Raw genomic sequence first — 18197 nt, 5'->3', positions numbered from 1 at the left:
GCCGCTCCCGGTACGAGCCTCGCTCAGCCCGGGATGTGGCCGGTGGCCTACCAGGGGGAGGGCTCGTAGTCCTTGAGGAAGCAGCCGTAGAGGTCGATGCCGCGTTCCCCGTCGACGATCGGCTGGTAGACCCGGGCCGCCCCGTCGATCAGGTCCAGCGGCGCGTGCCAGCCCTCGGCGACCATGCGGACCTTGGAGTCATGCGGGCGCTCGTCGGTGATCCATCCGGTGTCCACCGCGGACATCAGGATCCGGTCGGTGGCCAGCATTTCCTCGGCGCTGGTGCGCGTGAGCATGTTCAGCGAGGCCTTGGCCATATTGGTGTGCGGGTGCCCGGCGCCCTTGTAGCGCCGGGAGAACTGGCCCTCCATGGCCGAGACGTTCACGATGTACTTGCGGTGCGCGTCCGAGGCCGCCAGCGCCGGGCGCAGCCGCGAGGCCAGCAGGAACGGCGCGGTGACGTTGCACAGCTGCACCTCGAGCATTTCCAGCGCGTCGACGTCCCCCAGGATCTGCGTCCAGGAGTTTTCGGTGACCACGTCGGGCACCAGCCCGCCGGCGTCGATCGCGGTGCCGGTGGCAATTTTTTCGAGGGTGGCCGAACCCGCGGTCATCGCTAGTTCGGCGAGCGCCTGCGCATCGTATTGCGCATGGGCTGCCGGTGCCAGCAGGGCTGAATCTTCGAGCCGGAACGCGCTGGCCAGCGCCTTGGGGTGTTCTGTCGGCGGATTGGCCTCGCCCCACAGTTCCGGTCCGCCGCGCACGAATTCGAGCTCAGCCGGAAGTTGCTGATGCTCGGCTTCGATCAGGTGCTGGTAGGAATTGGTGGTGCGCCGCACCGTCTGGGCCGCGTTATTGATCAGGATGTCAAGCGGGCCTTCGGCGGCGACGCGGTCGGCCAGCGAGATCACCTGAGCGGGGTCACGCAGGTCGATTCCGACGATGCGCAGCCGGTGCATCCAGTCTGCCGAGTCTTCGATCGCGGCGAAACGCCGGACCGCGTCGCGTGGGAAACGCGTGGTGATGGTGGTGTGGGCGCCGTCGCGCAGCAGGCGCAGCGCGATATGCATCCCGATTTTTGCCCGGCCACCGGTGAGCAGTGCGCGTCTTCCGCTGAGGTCTGCGCGGGCGTCCCGGCGTTCGCGGCCCTGCGCGGCACAGGCGGGGCAGAGGTAATGGTGGAAGGCATCGACCGTGGTGTAGCGCTGCTTGCAGATGTAGCAGCCGCGCGGGCGCAGGTATTCACCTGCGCTTTGCTCCGCGGCGGAGGAACTCAGATCCAGACCCAGGGTTTCGTCATCCAAGCGATGTGGCGAGCCGGTGGCGGTGCGTTCGATGACCGCCCGGTCTGCCGCGGTGATTTCGGCGCGCTTCTGGGATTTGCGGTGGCGTTTGGCGGCCTTGAACATGTTGCTGGTGGCACGGCGGACGGCGATATGCCGCTCATCCTCGCTGGGAAGCCGGTGCACCATGCCCAAGACCTTCAGGGCGGTTTCGAGTTCGGCTTCGGTAAAGTGGGCGTCGTCGCCGGTGGGCTCTGCCGGGTGTGGATGTTCAGTCATGTCGCCATCCAGTCTACTTTGTGCCGTTGCTGGCTACTTGCCCGTTGCCAGATCCGCCAAGGTATCGATCAGCAAGCGGCGTTCGACCAGCTTGATGCGTTCGTGCAAGGTGTCTTCGGTATCCTCGTCGCGCACTGCCACGGCTTCTTGACGTAGGATCGGGCCGGTGTCTACCCCGGCGTCGGCGATGTGCACCGTGCAGCCGGTGACCTTGACCCCATAGGCCAAGGCGTCCCGCACGCCGTGGGCTCCCGGGAAGGAAGGCAGCAAGGCCGGGTGAGTGTTGATGTACGTGCCGTCGAAAGCATCGATGAATTCCTCGCCGACAATGCGCATGAATCCGGAGGAAACCACGTAGTCGGGCCGGTAGGACAGGCACTTTTCGGTGAGCTCATGATTCCACTGCCCGCGGTCGGCGTAGTCCTTGAAATTGACCACGAAGGTTTCGATGCCGGCGGCCGCCGAACGCTCAACGCCGTAGGTGCCGTGCTTGTCCGCACCGACTGCGGCGATCTCTACATGAGGCAATTCGCCAGTTGCCACGGCGTCAATGACCGATTGAAGGTTCGAACCGGTTCCGGAAACAAGTACAACAATGCGCATACAGGCTATTCTACGGTTCCTTTGGCGTGCGGTTATCGCCGCCGCCGGCAGGTGAAGTAACGGCGCTCACAATAGCTGCGCTGCACAGCCTAGACTGGGCAGAAGCGCAACCAGAAAAGGAGCATGCCATGACCGAGATCATTCCGGATGACAAGAATTGGACCTTCGTCCTAGAATCCGTCTGCACCGAATGCCATCACGACGTGAGGAACGTGTCTCCAGCCGATGTTATCGAACAGCTCCCCCAGCTCGTCGACCGCTACCTGCTCGCATTGCGCCGCCCGCAGGCGCAAGAGCGCACCAGCCCGACGCGTTGGAGCGATCAAGAATATGTGCTTCATGTAGCCGAGATGCTGGTGACGATGACTCGCCGTTTGGAGCTTATGACCACTCAGGATGATCCGACCTTCCCCAGCTGGGACCAGGACCAGGCCGCCGAAAAGGGCAACTACAACCAGCTCGAAGTCGACGAGGCAGCAGCACGGTTGCGAGCCGCAGCCTCGCTCTATAGCAACAAGCTGGCCCGCATCGACAGCTCCGATTATGGCCGCAAGGGGCTGCGCTCCAATGGCGCAGCCTTCACCGTAGCTACTTTGAACCAGTACGCTTGGCACGATGTACTGCACCACATTTGGGATTTGAAAGCCTAGCGGACTACTAGGAGTTATTTATTTCAACCGTTTTTTGCCCCGCGGATCTCCTTGATTAGACTGCTTGATAAGCACGCCAAATCCTCACAGTTCAAGGACCGCAAGAGTATGAAGAATCATCACGCCGGCAAGGTATTGGTCTTGGCTCTCCTCGGGCTGTTCATGCTTTCGGCCTGCAGTGCCGATACCGCGTCCGAAGAAACTACCGCCCCGGTTCCGGACGCAACCGAACTAATGCCGGTGTTGAGCGAAGAAGCTGGAGACGCAGACCGGCTACCGGAGGGTTTCGAGACTTCCGAGGCCTACACCGCCGAAGCGCTGAGGATGTTGGCGCAGTCGAGTTATGGCGACCATTTTGTGGCCGAAGGCGTCAACGGCGAGCTCTGCTTGATCACCGTGGCCGCACCAAAAGAGCAAGGCATGGAACCCGAAGTCGCCGCCTCAACCTGTCCACCGGTCGAGCATGTGGCCGAGAACGGTATCCTGCTAGCGGTAACCGGCGGCGAGTCGAGTTTCGACGTGGTGACATTCCTGTTGCCACCGGATATTTCAGAGCAAACCGCCACCGAGACGATCAACAAGCTAGTACCCAATAATCACACCGACCTTCGTCCTGCGGTGGAAATCCTCAGCAATGATTCGGCCGTCTTGCTTGTCATGACTTCAGAGACTTCTCAGGAACTGGGCGATTTCCAGCTTCCCCGCCCGAATGGTGATTCGCTGACGATACGGCCATTGGATTAAAGCAAAAACGAACACCTTGGAATCTCAGATGCAATGATCTACGCTGAAACGCCAAAGTGCTCGACAGTTGATTCGGTCCATACGCGGGTGCGCCACCACCGCAGCGCTGTGCAAAAAGATCGCATGCTTTTCTGCGCCTCTCGCCCCGCTGGCTACAAGGCCCAACCAACTCGGAGGCCGGTTGCCCTTCGCTGAATTGAATGCGAACCTGAGGTTGCCGGGGTTTTCTATCCTTCTAGTACGGGATCAGTTTCGAACAAGGGAGCAACCAGATAGCCGATCGCGGTACCCAAACCAATTTGCAGCGCCAACGCGCCGGCGGTGATCCACATATGCGGGCCCAACTCGGTCAGCCGGCCAACGGCCAAGGAACCCGAAGATAACCATGAACCGCTCAAGCTCACGAGACCGGCGACTATTCCGGTGAAGATTGAAAGGCACATGGTGGACAGGCCAAGGGAGAGAATTGTAAAAGGGATGCGGCGGGCAAACCAATCTTCCAGATGGTTTTCTCCCACACGAAGGAAGTACCAGCCAGCAACGATTCCGGCAACTACCGGGAGCAAGAGAAATAGCCATTGATTTCCCGCTTCGCCCGAGGGCAATGCCGCGAAGAGCGGCATGGACGGCAGCGGACCCACGGTGGTTTCCAACGTTGAAAGCGTGCTTCCGGCGCCGATGCTAAAACCGCCACCGCTAATCCAAGACAGCACCCAAAATACCGCATTCGGGATCAGCCCCAGCTGCAGCAGGGTCAGCGCAAAGGAACCGATGGGGCCCGGACGCAGCTCCTGGTAAATATTTGCTACATCGGCCCAGTGCAATCCCACGGTCACACTCATCAAGATGCCGGAAATAGCTACGGCGGCCATATATCCGATGAAACCGGCCACGATGACGTGCCATACATAGGATCCGGCCCAACGCCGATGTGGCGAGACACGCGATATATGTGCCGCAACGTCGACGCCGATGAGCCTGCCCCAGGTACCGGCTTCCCGGCGTGCGCCAAAGATCAGTCCGATGAAGGCGATGATCAGCGGGATAAAGGTCGCCGGCACGACGTCTGCCCTCGCGTATGCGTTACTCGCCAGGAAGGCCATGCCGGTGCCGATGGCACCATAGGTAATGAATGCCCCTGCAAGGCCTTGCCACAACTGGTCGGTGTATGAGGCCCTCGCGATTCGCCGCCCTGCGCGCCAGCAGAAAATGAATGGCAGCAAGCTCAAGCCCAAGGGCAAAAGTGTCAACCACCCGGAGGCCGAGCTGGGATCTGCCTCCGGTCCGAGGTTCATGACTTCTAGCGGAACCCCGTGAATCAATAGCCACAGCAGGCCGCCAAATTGCAGGATCGTCTCAAAGGATTCTTCGAGGAATCCACCGCTGAAATACACCGCAACCAGGGGCACGATCAGCAGCGCCATGCAGAACACGACAGATTGCACAATCTCGAACACACCCTGCAGGGCAAGGGGCATTGGCCATCCGTTGCGCAAGCGCAGCATCACGGCTTTCGTGGGTTTCTTTTCGCGGCTCATCATCTTCAATGGTGCCACCATTGCCGCCGCCCACTGAGAAGCGACGCGCAACGGCAACCCATCAGGTCATAGGACCGGAGGCTAGTAACTTGCCGGAGCAGCTGCCTGTCCATCGTCCTTAAAGCTCGCGGCCAATGCCTCGGTGGCCCGGGCAAGCAAGGCAACGTCGGCACCTACACCCACATAATCGGCGCCGGCTTCGATGTACTTTCGCGCACTTGCCTGATCGAAGGCATTCACACCGGCATATTTGCCGGCGGCTTTTGCTGCCTCGATGGACTGCAGCACGCCGGAGACCACATCCGGGTGGGCTTGCTGACCGATCACCCCCATTGATGCTGCCAGATCCGAGGGGCCGATAAAGATCCCATCGACACCTTCGGTGCCAACGATCTGGGCGACGTTTTCCACCGCTTCCGCCGATTCGATCTGCACCATCACGGTGATCGTTTCGCCTGCACGATGCAGATAGTCGGGAATTCGGTTCCAGCGCGCCGAGCGCGCCAGCGCCGAGCCAACACCGCGCACGCCAAGCGGCGGATAGTTGCAGGCGGCGACCGCGTTGGCCGCTTGCTGGGCATCGTTGACCATCGGGATGATCAGCGACTGCACGCCAAGGTCCAAGAACTGCTTGATAATGACCGGGTCGTTGACCGGCGGGCGCACTACCGGGATGGTGGAATAACCGCGCACCGCTTGGAGCTGCGCCAAGATATTCTGCAAGTCATTGGGTGAATGCTCGGCATCGATGAATACCCAGTCAAAGCCTGCGCCCGCGCAGATCTCTGCGTTGAGCGCCGAGGCGGAGCAGACCCAGATGCCGGTGAGCGCATGGTCTGCCTCGCGCAGCGCGTCCTTGAGCGACGGGTCGGGTTCTACTCGAAATGACATGTCACGGTTCCCATCGGTCCGTAGTCCGCGAAGACCGTGTCGCCCTTGTCCACCGGCATGGGACGGGTGAACGAGCCGGCCAGGATGATCTCCCCGGCGTTGAGTTTATCCCCGTGCGGAGCGATTTTGTTCGCCAACCAATACACTCCAGCGGCCGGGTGGTTTAGCACGCCCGCTGCGACCCCGGTCTCTTCGATGGTCTGGTTCTTGAACAGGATGCCCGAGACCCAACGCAGGTCGATGGCATCCGGCTTCATCGGTGTGCCACCGATGACCATGGCACCCATCGCGGCGTTGTCGCTAATGGTGTCGACGATGCTGCGGCCCTTCATCTCAATGCGGGAGTCTAGGATCTCCAGGGCCGGAATCACATATTCGGTGGCCTCCAGCACGTCAAAAATATTCGCGTTTGGGCCTTCGATATCTTTCTTCAGTTTAAAAGCGAGTTCCATCTCCACTCGTGGGAACGTGTATTGATCCCAGTTGAAGGTGCACCCGGTGTCCAGCACCATATCTTCGAAAATGATGCCGTAGTCAGGTTCGGTGATTCCGGTCGCCATCTGCATGGCGCGCGAGGTCAAGCCGATCTTCCTGCCTGCCAAGACACGGCCGTTGGCTTCGCTGCGCTGGCGCCACAGGTTTTGCACCCGGTAGGAGTCCTCGACGGTCATTTCCGGGTAGCGTGCGGTCAGGAGCGGCACGGGCGTACGGGTAGCGCCTGCCTCGACAAGTTCATCGGCAATCGCCGTGATAATTTCCTCGGATAGCATCGACGGCTACACCTTTCGCATTCGAATTAAATCTACATGGGCTTTGTGGATGACATAGCTCACAAGTAAATATGCTATCGAGCTTCAAGGCTTCTGGCACATCGTACTAACATCCGCCGCCCGCAACGTCCGGAGGCAACGGCTAGATCGTGGATCAGCTTTTGCTCCCCTGGATGTTCGCCAGTAGGGCTTCGAACGGAAGTGTGGTTAGCGGGTCGTTGGGGTTTGCCGTGTCGCTGACCGATGGAGCAATCGAGCGCGTATCCGCCAGATCGGTATCGGCTTGGAGGTTTCCTCCATCCGCGGCAAGGGCCACAATGACCTCGCGAGCCACCCGCCGGGTGCGTTCGGCCAGGGTCCCGGCAAGGCCCTCGCCGCCAAAATCTTCCGAAGCGGCAAAAACGGTAGTAGGCATGATCTGCGTACGCAGGTAGGAGAAGATCGGTCGCATGGCGTAGTCCACGGCAAGTTGATGGCGCTGCGAGCCGGCAGTTGCAGCCAAAACTACCGGCTTTCCGTCCAGCGACCTCGGATCCAGGATGTCGATAAAGGATTTGAACAGTCCCGAAATCGAGGCCGAAAAGACCGGAGTGACAGCCACCAGTACGTCGGAATTCACAACCGCATCCACGACTTCCTGCAGCGCAGGTGGAGCGAACCCGGTAAGCATGTTATTCACGATGTCCTGCGCAAATTCACGCAATTCTACGTTGAGTACGTCGGCTTGGACTCCTGCACCGGCCAGTTCCGCTGCGACGCTTTCACCGATCTGGCGCCCGAGCAGCGAGGTGCTCGAAGGGTTGCCCAGTCCGCCGGAGATGACCACGATTGATTTGCTCATTATTCCCATCCTGAATCCAAATTTTATATGCGTATGCATGTAATAACGGGCGGGCGGTTGATTCTATTCCCGCCCCGGCGCGAATGCCCCTGCAGCTCATCTTGGGAACTTGTTTTCATTATTGTGACGGTCGCAAAGATATTGATACGATGATCTTTATGAGCAATGACCATGCAGAGTCCAAGAATCAGCGCGACATCGAGTCCGGCGTTCGCACCGATTTCCGAAATGCCATGTCGTACGGAAGCTACCTGGATTTGGAACGCATCCTTTCGGCCCAGCACCCGGTCAGCGTCCCAGAGCATCACGACGAAATGCTGTTCATTATTCAGCACCAGACCAGCGAACTCTGGCTGAAGCTGATGCTGCATGAACTGCTCGAAGCTCGCCGGCTGATCGACTCGGACGACCTCGGCAAGGCCCTGAAATGCCTCGCTCGTGTGAAACATATCCAGAAAACCCTCACCGAGCAGTGGTCTGTTCTCGCAACGCTCACACCACGCGAATACGCGCAGTTCCGTGGTTTCCTCGGCTCATCCTCGGGTTTTCAGTCATTCCAATACCGTGCGGTGGAGTTTATCCTCGGCAACAAGCACGAAGGCATGCTCAAGGTGCACGAATCAGACCCGAAGGCACACGAAACGCTCACCGAGCTACTGCACGAACCAACACTTTACGACGCCTTCCTCGCTGCGCTTTCGCGCAAGGGCTACCAGATCTCCTCAGAAATCCTCGAACGCGATGTCACCAAGCCCTGGGAATTCCAAGCGTCGCTAGTGCCAATCTTCAAGGAAATCTACGAGTCCGAAGATACCGTGTGGAATCTCTACCAGGCCTGTGAAGACCTAGTGGATCTGGAAGACAACTTCCAAGCTTGGCGCTTCCGCCACTTGCGCGTGGTGCAACGAACCATCGGCTTCAAATCCGGGACCGGCGGCTCATCAGGCGTCAGCTTCCTGAAACGCGCACTGGACCTGACCTTCTTCCCCGAGCTCTTTGCGGTGCGTACAGAAATTGGCTCCGACTAGCCCCCTTGCCGCATTCGCCCTTGATGATTTCGAGTCTAGGACCGGTAGCGCGGCGTCGGTGGTACGCACCATTGCCGGCCTCTACCTGCGCCATGAGACAACGCCGGTTCCACGTCCCCGAATCATTGAGATGGCTCGAGCGGCAGGGGTGTCGACTCCCGCAGCACAGACCGCTGTTTCGCGGCTCATCGACCGCGGAGTACTGGAAACCGCGGGGCCTGCGGCACTTTCGGTGACCACGCCCGCTATGGCGATGTTTGCCCGCGGCAATAGGCGTATTTTCACTCCGCGTTGCATGGAACATTCCGATCGTTGGGTCCTTGTCGCTTTTTCCTTGCCGGAAGCCCTGCGCGCCACCCGGCATCAGCTGCGCAAACATTTCGTCCAGTTAGGTGGAGGCCTCGTCTCGGCTGGCCTGTGGATCTTCCCCGAATATTTGCAATCCGAGGTCTTGGAAGTCCTGGGAGCCTTGGACGCGAGGAACTACGCCACGCTTTTCATTTCGGAGACATTCGACCACCCGGGATCGGCCCGTGAAGCCTCCGCACAGTGGTGGGACTTGGATAAATTGGCCAAACTCCACCGCTCTTTTCTTGCTGCCACGGCGGGACTCGACGCGACGTCGATAGACGCTGAAGATGCCTATCTCGGCTATGTCGTGCTCATTGATGCGTGGCGAGCCATCCCGTACCTTGATCCGGGTCTCCCCGAACAGATGCTCCCCGATAACTGGCCTGGCCAAGCAAGCCGGGAGCGGTTCGTGGAAATTTCGGCCGCCTTCAAAGACCGGGCTGCGGCACATGCCGAGCACCTGCTGCGCTTGGCGGGCTGAAATCCTTCGATTAGCGCCAGACGGGCTCATCTGTGCCGTAGGGAGCCGGCGGCCCTGCATAATCAAGTGCCAGGCCTCCACACGATAGAGCTGGCGGGGCATAGGTCAGTTCTCCGAACGTACTGTTGATCTTGCGCACTGCGGGTTGACCCAGCGGTTCAATGTCCGCAGTTGGCAAGGGCTGCTCCAGCAGTGCCGTAGCCGTGCGAACCAGCGAGAATCTCGCGTGGCCGGTCATTCCCTGGGTTCTTCGCGCAGCCGCCAAGGACACCACGGCCGCAGCCATCCCGTATCCGGTTGCATGATCCAGCGCCTGCACCGGCAATGCGCCCGGTCTGCCCTCGGCGTCCCGGTAGATATCCGCGATACCGCATGCGGCTTGTACGATGCTGTCGAAGCCACGACGCTTTGCGTAGGGGCCGGTGTCACCCCATGCGCACAACTCGACGATGATTAGATTCGGATAGCGTTCGCGTAGCTGCTGAGTCCGCAATTCGTGCGCCGCTAAAGCACCGGGACGGTACCCGAGTAAAACCACGTCTGCTTCGCTCAACAGCTCATGCACGGTGTTTGCCTGCCGCAGATCGCGCAGGTCAATTTCCGTGCTTCGCTTTCCGAATCCGGTTTCTATGTACTGGCCCTGCAGTTCGGGCATTTGCGGAGGATCGACACGTAGGACGTCGGCACCCAACATCGCTAGGGTACGCGAGGAAGTGGGTCCCGCTATGACCCGGGTGAAGTCCAGGACGCGTAGCCCTCGAAGCGGCTTGACTAAGTCTTGAGAATATTTCCACAATCGGCCCTGCGACACCTCGCTCATCGCGAACTCGACCCAAGGTCCGGCGGCAGCCGCTTGCCCCATTGCCGTAGCTTGCCATTGCGCGCGCGTTCGAACCTCTGCCGCGATCCCTCCGCAGGCGGTGATCAGTTCGACGACGTCGCCGGCTTCAACCATCAGAAGAGACTCAGCGAGCCGTTCGGGGCGGTCAATCCTCAAGGCTTGGAGCAGGGCGCGACGGTGATGCGGATAATTCGCGTGCGTGCGTATCCAGCCGTCGCTCGTTTGATAGAACCCAGAACAGGCATCGAACGCATCTCTTCGTTGCCCAGCGATGCGCAAGTGTTTCGTGGAAGCAAAGGCGGCGGCAGCCCTGCGAGCATCGATGGTGAACAAATCTTGGCTGCCGGTCAGCTGATTAACCGCCGCGGCACATAATTCGGTGGAGGCAATCGTTAGCCCCTCAACGTCCAAAGGCCCACCCCACCACCGCCGGGGCCCACTCCAGTTCTTTGCACGCAGAGCTGGAAGCAGCCCACACTGGGCAAATTCGGCATCGAGTGAAGGCACACCTCGGAGCTGGGAGGTACTCATCCCCGCGTGAACTGACTTTTAGGCATGTGGCTAGCGTGCCATTGCGCTCAATCACAGGCAAATGCTGCGGATACCGCGGTGCCTGCCCTGCAGACGCAGGGTTAAACACCTTGAGCTCGTGCCATTACCCAGCTGGGTAATGGCACGAGCTCAAGACCAAAAGCGAAATTAGTTCGCTGGTACGTTCAGGGTCTGACCAACCATGATCAGATCTGGGTCATTCAACTGATCGTCGTTCAGCACGAACAATCCACGCCAGTCCTTGACGCCCAAGCTGTCAGCAATCTTCGCAAGAGTATCGCCGGACTTTACGGTGTAGTCCTTGCCCGAGTCGGTAACCTTGATGTTGAAAACTGGTGCCTGAGGTGCCGCTTCAACGTGCTTGCCAGCGCTTGGCTGCGTGACCTTCTTGGAGCTACCGGTGCGCTCCAACGACTGCGAAGGCGCAGCCTTCTTGGTGGTCTGCTGCTTAGGCGCTGCCTGCTGCTTTGGCGCTGCCTGCTGCTTTGGAGCCTGCTTCTTTGGAGCTTCCGGAGCCGAGTTGCCCGATGGCGTGCCGCTCAGCCCAAGCTTCGCCGAGCAAGCTGGCCACGCACCCCAACCCTGTCCGGCCTGGACCTTGGTGGCGATACGAATCTGCTCGGCCTTCGAAGCCTGGTTAGGCATGCCACTGCCGCCGAATGCCTTCCAAGTCTGAAGCGAGAACTGCAAGCCACCGTAGTAACCGTTGCCGGTGTTGATGGACCAGTTGCCACCGGATTCACACTGTGCAAGCTTGTCCCAGCTGCTAGCCGCGGAAGCCGGCACGGTCGAGGCGACGACTGCGGTGCTTGCTACTGCTACGGCGGCCAAGGTGGCTCCACCGCGACGAATGATGTTTTTGGTCTTCTGCTGGATCATGACTCTCCAGTGCCCTTCCACGCTCAGGCCTTCCTAGGCCATCCCTGTGCACCGCTCTGCGTCGCATTTCGACTTTTTTTGAAGTACTGCCCTGGTGAGCGGTTTGGAAGTCCCGGCAGTAGGTGTTTCCCCATAACACTGCGAGTGTTATCGAAACGTTATAAATGACCATAGCGCACGACCCCGCACCCTACGCAACTCAGGATTCTTTCAGAAACCCCGTAAATACAGGTCAAAACGGCCAAAGAAATTTTTTCGACGATCCCTTTTTTGGGCGATTTCTTCGAATCCACCGCCGAAGTTGTTATCTTTTCTAAGTGGATCTTGCTTGTGCTTTTGTGATACAGCTTTCACCGTTTTCTCGCTGTGTCCTCCACCTAGGTTCACTGCCCGATGGTGCACTAACGAGAAAGTTTGTTTCCTCACCGTTCGCCACCTCCTTGCCTCCCGAGCCGCTGATTGGGAAACTTCGATCCACTTCTAACTGCCGCCTCACCGCACGGTATTTAGGTAGTGTGGGACTCGGAATAACAAGTAGTGTTTCTGCAAAACGGCAGATAAGGGAACCCGATGGCATTTAGCGACCGACTGACCAAGGAACGAGTCAGGGAGGCCTTGAGCTGCTATCCCCGGGCGATGCGAGAATTCTTCCGAATCGACGGGCTAGACGGAGCCGCTTCCCTTTCCTACTATATGGTTCTAGCGATGTTCCCCGGACTGCTGGCACTGATCTCTTTGCTTTCGCTGGTTGGAGCAAGCGAAAGTAGCACTCAATGGATTATGGATCTGATTCGCCAAAGCCTCGCTGCTAGCGGACAGCAAACCGGCGACGCCCAGCAACTAGTCGAAACCGCTGAGCAGCTACTCACCGGCCTCGCGAGCTCAGCCAAGGGCACATTTTGGGCCATTTTGATTGGTTCCCTCGGTGCCCTGTGGAGCACCTCCGGATACGTGACCGCATTCAGCCGGCAAATGAACCGGCTTTTCGGTGTACGCGAAGGTCGTCCACAATGGAAGAGACGCCCGCAAATGTTTGCCATCACCGTGCTGATCATGGTCGTGGCCGTGATTTCTTTGGCACTGCTGGTAACGTCCGGTTCGATCGCACGGGCCATGGGAAATCTTTTCGGACTCGGCGACAGCTTCGTGCTGCTGCTGAACATCGCCAAACCGCCAGCCCTATTTGTGATGATCCTGCTGGTTCTTGCCTTGTTGTACCACTTCACCCCGAACGTTAGACGCGTAAAGTTCCATTGGTTTTCCCCAGGAACATTTACGGCTCTGATAGTTCTTGGCCTTTCCGCAGTGGGATTCACCGTCTACCTCGCAAAATTTGCAAGCTACTCGGCCACATACGGAGCGATTGGCGGCGTCATTGTTCTCGTTCTGGCCTGCTGGATCAGCAATATCGCACTCATTATCGGGGCATTGGTAGACATTGAATTTACCCGTCTGCGCCAACTACGAACCGGCCTTGCCTCAGCAGCTGAGGTGCATCTTCCCTTGCGCGACAACACCATGGTGGCTCGCGAACAACTTGCGGTTTACAAGGACTTAGTCCGAGCCCAGGAGATTCGCATCAATCATGGCGGAGATCCATTACAAGATATGGAAATTGACCCGGCCGGACGGACCAAGCGCAAAACAAAGTGGCTGCCGGTTGGCATTGCGGCTGCCACGGCTTGGCTGGTGTCGCGTAGCCGTGCGACTAAAAAGCTAAAACAGCCGAAGAAGACTCTGGACTCCTAAGAATATGCCGGCTCCGCCCAACGCCATGATGACCAACAGCCAAAGCGTGGCAAAGGTCCCGGTGGCGCGGGCAATCAGGTAAGCATCGGATTGCTCAATGTCACGGCGCCGCCAAGTATGAACTGCCAAGACCTTGAGGTAATCACGGATTCCCGAGCAAAGCAGGAATCCGCCAAGGAGCAAGGCCAAATATATGTAAGCACTGGACGGTGCAAAGAAAACGACTCCGAGAGCAACCAAAGCGCTCGCGCTGCACACGACAAATGCTGGCCAGTTACGCACGAAAACTAAGGCAAGCACAAAGAACAACGCGTATATGCCCAAGGCTCTGCCGGCATAGCCGGCGGCAGTGGCCCACAATAATGCAGCCGAGACTAGAAGTGGCGCGGGATAGCCAAAGATCCCAGAAATAATGATCGAGACCTTTCCCCGACCACGGCTGACAACTTCGCCGGAGTGGTCCCAGCCGAGGCGGAGCCCAGTGACGAAGCGCCCGGTGAACAGCGCACTGATTACATGTCCTAGCTCATGGACCAGAGTGGAATACATTCCGGTAATTCGCCATACCGGGCGTGGAAGTACCAGCCCAAGGACAAGGACTAATAGGATTGTCCATTGCCCGGAGACGAGATCAACAGGTTGCGATTCCCATAGCCGAGCCCAAGCTCCATTGAGATCTACAATCATGTTCGCTCCAGATGCATTTCGATCGTCGATTTCTCTCATTCTTTCAATCCCTAGCGCATTCCCCGAATTGCCACTTCGACCATGCACCAACTTCTGGGGATGGTCACAGGTGAGAGCAATACGATTAACGGCAGCATACTGTTGTCGTTTTCTGGAGGTTTCCTTGTCTCGCTTAGCTTCTACCGCCATTGCCGTCACCGGATTGACTGGCGGATACGCCACGGGTCGCATCACCAAGAAGCGCCCACTTGCCGCGGTGGTGTTGGCAGCAGCCGGTACCGGGGCATTCTTCATCTGGAAAAAGGATGCCGGAACAGCCAAGGCAATTGCCTTGGTCGGCGCATACCTCACTGCTTTCGGTGCATCGCACCCATTGTCAAAGAAAATCGGAGCTTGGCCAGCGGTCAACACGGTCACCGCCGCGGTGGGTGTTCTTTCGCTAGTTGTCGGCGGCGCGACGAAGCCTTCGCAAGACTAGGCAACGGACATCAATTGGTCGGGGCAGAGTGCTACGTTGACTAGGTAACCACCCAGTCTGCGAAAGGCACCGCCCCCGTGTTCTTCTTTGGTGATCAGTTCGTCTTTTCGGCTAGTGACCTTGCGGTCGCAGTCGACTGTCATTTTCAATCGTTGTGCCTGCTGGATGTAAAACTCGGGCGCCGGGGAAAGACCGAGTCGGCTACCGACGAAATGCTTGTAAGAACCGCGGAGCTCGGAGACGTCCACGAACGAAACGTGCTTGCGGAACTAATTGAGCAATACGGTGACTACGACCCGCAGTCCGGCACCGGCGTCAAACAGCTCCTCACAAGACCCGAACACAATGCTGCGTCCTTGCACGCAGCGCACCGCGAAACCATCCAAACGCTTCGCAGCGGTGCGGACGTCATCTTCCAAGCTACGTTCTTTGACGGCTCTTTTATCGGATTCGCCGATTTCTTGGTTCGCCAGCCCGACGGCAGCTGGGCTGTTTGGGACACCAAACTCGCAAGGCATGCCAGGGTTTCCGCATTGCTTCAAGTTGCCGCCTACGCAGACCAACTGCAAGCCGAAAACATAGCCGTACACCCACAAACAACATTGGTTCTTGGCGACGGTACTCACTCGGTGCACCGAATCGACGAGATCCTCCCGGTGTTCCGCGCTCAGCGCGAACGATTTATCAAGATGGTCGGTGAGCACTCCGCAGCCAATGGCCCGGTGCTCTGGGATTCGGACACAATACGCATTTGTGGCCGTTGTGATTTCTGCGCGGAGCAGGTGAGCATCACACGCGATGTGCTGCTGGTAGCCAATATGTCCATGGTGCAACGTGAGAAGCTTCGTCGACAAGGAATCTTCACTATCGACCAGCTTGCCGCAACGAACGCCAAGGAAGGCACCTCGCTGGCCCGCACGGTCGATCAAGCAAGAATGCAATTGGGTTTGGGACAGGTGGACGGTACCGAGCAGGGGGTGTCCTACCGGGTGAAGTCGTCGCAAACGATATCGACGCTGCCCAACCCCGACCAAGGTGACATATTCTTCGACTTCGAAGGCGACCCGCTATATCAGGAACCCGTCGATAACTCGTGGGGATTGGAATACCTATTCGGGGTCATTGAAAATGATACTGGAGCACCGGTATTCCGCCCCTTTTGGGCACACAGCCGCGCCGAAGAACGACAAGCCTTCTTGGACTTTATTGAGTACGTGCAAGCGCGCCGTCAGCGCTTCCCGAACATGAAGATCTACCACTACGCGGCCTATGAAAAAAGTGCACTACGTAAACTCTCACAGGTTCATATTGCAGGAGAAGACGAAGTCGACCAGTGGCTCCGCGACAATCTACTCATTGATCTCTATGAAACGGTACGAAACTCGTTGGTGGTGTCCACCCGTTCGTATTCAATCAAGAAGCTTGAACCGCTATATATGAAAGAGCATCTGCGCTCCGGTGATGTCACCGATGCGGGTGCTTCCGTGGTCGCCTATGCCCACTATGTATCTGCGCTGGCCTCCGGTGCTGATGCGCAGGCAGCGCAGATTCTCGAATCAATCGCTGACTACAATGAATACGATTGCCTGTCGACGCTTCGCTTGCGCGATTGGCTCTTGTCGCTCGTAGACTTCCAGCCACAAAGGCATCCTGATGTAGAGCTTTTGGACGAAGTCCCCGACGAATATGAGCCCACCGAAGAAGAGCTACGGCTCCAAGAATATTTGGCCGGGCTCCCGCACAACCAAGCACTGAGTGACGATGACCGGGCAATCGCCATGGTCGCGGCGGCCACTGGCTACAATCGCCGCGAGAGAAAGCAGTTCTGGTGGGAGCATTTCGACCGGCTCTCCGCACCTATGGACGATTGGTCCGAGGTACGCGGCATCTTCACGGTGGACTCCGCAGAGCTACTTGAAGATTGGCATAAAGCAACCGAACGCGCCCGGACGTTGACCAGAGTCACCAAGCTTTACGGAACTCTGGCCGAAGGATCACTGCTCAGCCCGGGCACCGGGGTCTTTGCCATGTTTGCCGCACCCCTGCCCGAAGGCATGGAAGCAGGCGACGACGCGCTTCGCGGCGGAGCTTTCAACGCCACGGTGGTCGAGGTTGGCGAAGGATGGATTGCCATCGCAGAAAAGACCAGTGGGAAAGTCTCCGAATACGGGTCTTTCCCCGTCGCGCTCACCCCAGGCCAGCCAATAGCCACCAAAAGCATTGACGAAGCATTGGCACAGATCGCCCAAGAGGTCGGTGCCATTGTCCCGGAGCTACCGCAACAGCCTGGCATAGATATTCTGCGTCGAATTCCACCGCGGTTGAAAACTCTAGCTACCCCGACCGCCCCAGCAATAGTGGACGGTAACGCCCAAGTTTATCCTGCCTTGGTGGAAGCCCTGAAGGACCTGGATCATTCTTATCTTGCTGTTCAGGGCCCTCCGGGCACCGGCAAGACCTTTGTCGCTTCGCATGTGATTCACGAATTGGTTAAGGACGGCTGGAAGATTGGAGTCGTCGCCCAATCTCACGCGGTAGTTGAAAACGTTTTGCGCAAGGCCATCGAAGCAGGCGTGCACCCCGATCAGGTTGCGAAGGAAGTCAAGCACAAGGACCCGGTGCCGTGGACTGGTATCAGCGCCGCGGCGATTGACGATGCGATCCGCTCTGCAGACGGTGCGCTAGTTGGCGGCACCGCGTGGACGATGACCGGCAAACGGATCCCGGCCGCGAGTTTGGATTTATTGGTCATCGACGAAGCCGGACAGTTTTCGCTGGCTAACACCTTGGCCGTTTCACGGGCAGCACGTAACCTTCTGCTGCTCGGAGATCCGCAACAGTTACCGCAGGTAACCCAGGGTTCTCATCCCCAGCCTGTGGATGAATCAGCATTGGGTTGGCTATCCGAAGGTCGCCCGGTACTACCGGAGGAATTGGGCTACTTCCTTGCAACATCATGGCGCATGCACCCGCAGCTTTGCGAAAAAGTCTCGGCGTTGAGCTACGACCACAAGTTGTTCTCCGCGAAGGCCGCGGGGCTCCGCGAACTGAGAGGAACAGCCCCTGGCGTTGAGACCCGCATCGTGCAGCACCGTGGGAACACGACCAGCAGTGCCGAAGAAGCCTCAACCATTGCGGGGCTAGTCCGCGAGCATCTGGGAATGCTGTGGAATCCGGGTGGCGGGAAGGAACCGCGGGTACTGGCCGAAGCAGACATTCTTGTCGTGGCCGCCTACAACGCCCAGGTGAATCTGGTGCGCGAGATCCTTGACGGGGAACAGCTTTCCGGGGTGAAGGTCGGCACGGTGGACAAATTCCAGGGTCAAGAAGCACCAGTGGTACTGGTGACAATGGCCTGTTCAAGTGCCGACGATGCTTCACGAGGTATCGATTTCCTGTTGAACCGAAATCGCATCAACGTGGCCATCTCCCGAGGCCAGTGGAAAGCGGTGATCGTGCGTAGCGAGCGACTCACCGACTTCCTGCCATCGAATCCCGCCGCATTGTCGCAACTCGGTGCTTTCATGGCGCTTTAACCATTGGCCGTCCATC

General features: G+C 58.4%; 17 protein-coding genes. 7 read left to right on the top strand and 10 right to left on the bottom strand.

Going from position 1 to position 18197, the window contains the following annotated elements; translation table 11 throughout:
• Positions 1 to 47 precede the first annotated feature (47 nt).
• Both ACT3UA_RS04615 and purN read right to left on the bottom strand, forming a co-directional pair.
• Positions 48 to 1562 (bottom strand): SDR family NAD(P)-dependent oxidoreductase, encoded by a 1515-nt coding sequence (locus ACT3UA_RS04615; RefSeq protein WP_176484310.1) that lies wholly within the window; start codon positions 1560 to 1562, stop codon positions 48 to 50.
• Positions 1563 to 1595: 33 nt separating this feature from the next.
• Complete coding sequence (gene purN / locus ACT3UA_RS04610) at positions 1596 to 2165, bottom strand: phosphoribosylglycinamide formyltransferase (protein ID WP_096289096.1); 570 nt, start codon at positions 2163 to 2165, stop codon at positions 1596 to 1598.
• Positions 2166 to 2293: 128 nt separating this feature from the next.
• On the opposite strand from purN, the gene ACT3UA_RS04605 reads away from it, so the two are divergent.
• Both ACT3UA_RS04605 and ACT3UA_RS04600 read left to right on the top strand, forming a co-directional pair.
• On the top strand, positions 2294 to 2815 hold the full coding sequence (locus ACT3UA_RS04605; protein WP_096289098.1) for a DinB family protein: 522 nt from the start codon (positions 2294 to 2296) through the stop codon (positions 2813 to 2815).
• A gap of 108 nt (positions 2816 to 2923) precedes the next feature.
• A complete protein-coding gene (locus tag ACT3UA_RS04600) occupies positions 2924 to 3559 on the top strand; it encodes a hypothetical protein (RefSeq protein WP_096289100.1) in 636 nt (211 codons plus the stop codon).
• A 227-nt stretch (positions 3560 to 3786) separates the two neighbouring features.
• On the opposite strand, the gene ACT3UA_RS04595 is transcribed toward ACT3UA_RS04600, so the two are convergent.
• The 4 genes from ACT3UA_RS04595 to ACT3UA_RS04580 form a co-directional block, all read right to left on the bottom strand.
• A complete protein-coding gene (locus ACT3UA_RS04595; protein ID WP_255248539.1) occupies positions 3787 to 5118 on the bottom strand; it encodes a cell division protein PerM in 1332 nt (443 codons plus the stop codon).
• Positions 5119 to 5178: 60 nt separating this feature from the next.
• Positions 5179 to 5988: an aldolase/citrate lyase family protein gene (locus ACT3UA_RS04590; RefSeq protein WP_096289104.1), complete on the bottom strand. Its 810-nt coding sequence runs from the start codon at positions 5986 to 5988 to the stop codon at positions 5179 to 5181.
• A complete protein-coding gene (hpaH, locus tag ACT3UA_RS04585; RefSeq protein WP_096289106.1) occupies positions 5973 to 6758 on the bottom strand; it encodes a 2-oxo-hept-4-ene-1,7-dioate hydratase in 786 nt (261 codons plus the stop codon). The genes ACT3UA_RS04590 and hpaH overlap by 16 nt, the downstream gene beginning before the upstream one ends.
• A 154-nt stretch (positions 6759 to 6912) precedes the next feature.
• Entirely contained in the window at positions 6913 to 7599 is a 687-nt protein-coding gene (locus tag ACT3UA_RS04580) for a CE1759 family FMN reductase (protein WP_096289108.1), read from the bottom strand.
• Between the two features lie 158 nt (positions 7600 to 7757).
• On the opposite strand from ACT3UA_RS04580, the gene kynA reads away from it, so the two are divergent.
• Both kynA and ACT3UA_RS04570 read left to right on the top strand, forming a co-directional pair.
• Entirely contained in the window at positions 7758 to 8627 is an 870-nt protein-coding gene (gene kynA, locus ACT3UA_RS04575; RefSeq protein ID WP_096289271.1) for a tryptophan 2,3-dioxygenase, read from the top strand.
• A gap of 58 nt (positions 8628 to 8685) precedes the next feature.
• Positions 8686 to 9459 (top strand): PaaX family transcriptional regulator, encoded by a 774-nt coding sequence (locus ACT3UA_RS04570; RefSeq protein WP_096289110.1) that lies wholly within the window; start codon positions 8686 to 8688, stop codon positions 9457 to 9459.
• A 10-nt stretch (positions 9460 to 9469) separates the two neighbouring features.
• On the opposite strand, the gene ACT3UA_RS04565 is transcribed toward ACT3UA_RS04570, so the two are convergent.
• From ACT3UA_RS04565 to ACT3UA_RS04555, 3 genes are all read right to left on the bottom strand, one after another.
• Positions 9470 to 10807, bottom strand: a complete 1338-nt coding sequence (locus tag ACT3UA_RS04565; protein ID WP_255248540.1) for a CoA transferase — start codon at positions 10805 to 10807, stop codon at positions 9470 to 9472.
• 192 nt (positions 10808 to 10999) lie between these two features.
• The gene (locus tag ACT3UA_RS04560) at positions 11000 to 11731 is read right to left on the bottom strand and encodes a LysM peptidoglycan-binding domain-containing protein (protein WP_096289114.1); all 732 of its coding nucleotides are present in this window, start codon (positions 11729 to 11731) and stop codon (positions 11000 to 11002) included.
• 210 nt (positions 11732 to 11941) lie between these two features.
• Positions 11942 to 12157: a hypothetical protein gene (locus ACT3UA_RS04555; protein WP_141393623.1), complete on the bottom strand. Its 216-nt coding sequence runs from the start codon at positions 12155 to 12157 to the stop codon at positions 11942 to 11944.
• Positions 12158 to 12301: 144 nt separating this feature from the next.
• On the opposite strand from ACT3UA_RS04555, the gene ACT3UA_RS04550 reads away from it, so the two are divergent.
• On the top strand, positions 12302 to 13480 hold the full coding sequence (locus ACT3UA_RS04550) for a YihY/virulence factor BrkB family protein (protein ID WP_096289116.1): 1179 nt from the start codon (positions 12302 to 12304) through the stop codon (positions 13478 to 13480).
• On the opposite strand, the gene ACT3UA_RS04545 is transcribed toward ACT3UA_RS04550, so the two are convergent.
• On the bottom strand, positions 13448 to 14167 hold the full coding sequence (locus tag ACT3UA_RS04545) for a M50 family metallopeptidase (RefSeq protein WP_444615644.1): 720 nt from the start codon (positions 14165 to 14167) through the stop codon (positions 13448 to 13450). The two genes, ACT3UA_RS04550 and ACT3UA_RS04545, sit on opposite strands and share 33 nt — an antisense overlap.
• Before the next feature lie 163 nt (positions 14168 to 14330).
• Between ACT3UA_RS04545 and ACT3UA_RS04540 the strand changes: the two genes are divergently transcribed.
• A complete protein-coding gene (locus tag ACT3UA_RS04540) occupies positions 14331 to 14645 on the top strand; it encodes a hypothetical protein (protein ID WP_096289120.1) in 315 nt (104 codons plus the stop codon).
• A gap of 212 nt (positions 14646 to 14857) precedes the next feature.
• On the top strand, positions 14858 to 18181 hold the full coding sequence (locus tag ACT3UA_RS04535; protein WP_255248541.1) for a TM0106 family RecB-like putative nuclease: 3324 nt from the start codon (positions 14858 to 14860) through the stop codon (positions 18179 to 18181).
• The last annotated feature ends 16 nt before the right edge of the window (positions 18182 to 18197 follow it).

The sequence above is a fragment of the Glutamicibacter sp. 363 genome (genome assembly GCF_052379505.1).
Lineage (GTDB): Bacteria > Actinomycetota > Actinomycetes > Actinomycetales > Micrococcaceae > Glutamicibacter.
Note: the sequence above shows the minus strand (reverse complement) of the source record. Positions and strands in the feature narration are given on the sequence as shown.

Coding starts and splice junctions, on each gene's coding strand:
- ACT3UA_RS04615 (WP_176484310.1), bottom strand. CDS start 1,562: ATGACTGAACATCCACACCCGGCAGAGCCCACCGGCGACGACGCCCAC.
- ACT3UA_RS04590 (WP_096289104.1), bottom strand. CDS start 5,988: ATGTCATTTCGAGTAGAACCCGACCCGTCGCTCAAGGACGCGCTGCGC.
- ACT3UA_RS04545 (WP_444615644.1), bottom strand. CDS start 14,167: ATGATTGTAGATCTCAATGGAGCTTGGGCTCGGCTATGGGAATCGCAA.
- kynA (WP_096289271.1), top strand. CDS start 7,758: ATGAGCAATGACCATGCAGAGTCCAAGAATCAGCGCGACATCGAGTCC.
- ACT3UA_RS04595 (WP_255248539.1), bottom strand. CDS start 5,118: ATGGTGGCACCATTGAAGATGATGAGCCGCGAAAAGAAACCCACGAAA.
- ACT3UA_RS04580 (WP_096289108.1), bottom strand. CDS start 7,599: ATGAGCAAATCAATCGTGGTCATCTCCGGCGGACTGGGCAACCCTTCG.
- ACT3UA_RS04560 (WP_096289114.1), bottom strand. CDS start 11,731: ATGATCCAGCAGAAGACCAAAAACATCATTCGTCGCGGTGGAGCCACC.
- hpaH (WP_096289106.1), bottom strand. CDS start 6,758: ATGCTATCCGAGGAAATTATCACGGCGATTGCCGATGAACTTGTCGAG.
- ACT3UA_RS04605 (WP_096289098.1), top strand. CDS start 2,294: ATGACCGAGATCATTCCGGATGACAAGAATTGGACCTTCGTCCTAGAA.
- ACT3UA_RS04600 (WP_096289100.1), top strand. CDS start 2,924: ATGAAGAATCATCACGCCGGCAAGGTATTGGTCTTGGCTCTCCTCGGG.
- ACT3UA_RS04535 (WP_255248541.1), top strand. CDS start 14,858: ATGCTTGTAAGAACCGCGGAGCTCGGAGACGTCCACGAACGAAACGTG.
- purN (WP_096289096.1), bottom strand. CDS start 2,165: ATGCGCATTGTTGTACTTGTTTCCGGAACCGGTTCGAACCTTCAATCG.
- ACT3UA_RS04550 (WP_096289116.1), top strand. CDS start 12,302: ATGGCATTTAGCGACCGACTGACCAAGGAACGAGTCAGGGAGGCCTTG.